The organism is Variovorax sp. 10L421 (assembly GCF_056395365.1).
Window position 1 is genome coordinate 1 of sequence record NZ_JBFTJJ010000074.1, and the last position, 524, is coordinate 524.

The following is a 524-nucleotide window of genomic DNA, read 5'->3' on the forward strand; positions in this document are numbered from 1 at the left end:
AAGGCCAGCGTGTCGCCGTCCCAGCCGAAGAGGGTGATCTCGTGCTCGGAGCGTTTGGCGATGCGCCGGCCCAGGGCGTCGTAGCTGAAGCTCGTGGTCTTGCCGTAGGTGCTCGCGCTGCGCATGCGGTTGAAGCCGTCCCAGGTGAAGGTGGTCTTTTCTCCGTTGCGGCTGCGCTCGATCAGATTGCCCCGCTCGTCCCACCTGTAGTGGGTTCCCGCATAGTCCTTGAGCAGGTTGTCCATCAGCCGGCCGGCCATGCTGCGGCCATCGCCGCCCAGGCGCACCGCCACGCGGGTGGTGACGCGGCCGGACGCCTGTGTGTCCGCATCGGTGTCGGAAGGGTTGCCGATGTTGCCCGCCGGATCGAAGGCAAAGGTCTCGCGGCCCAGTCGGCTGTGGGCTTCGAGCAGGCGCCCCACGGGGTCGTAGCGGTAGCTCAGGTTGCCGCGGCGGCTGTCGCCGATGGCCACCAGCTGGCCGGCCTTGTCGTAGGCATAGCTGCGGCGGATGCCCACGGCCTC

Annotated in this window: 1 pseudogene; it reads right to left on the reverse strand. The window is 68.5% G+C overall.

Annotation, left to right across the window (positions count from 1 at the left end):
- Positions 1-524: pseudogene (locus AC1DFC_RS29785) on the reverse strand (RHS repeat-associated core domain-containing protein); the annotation flags it as partial.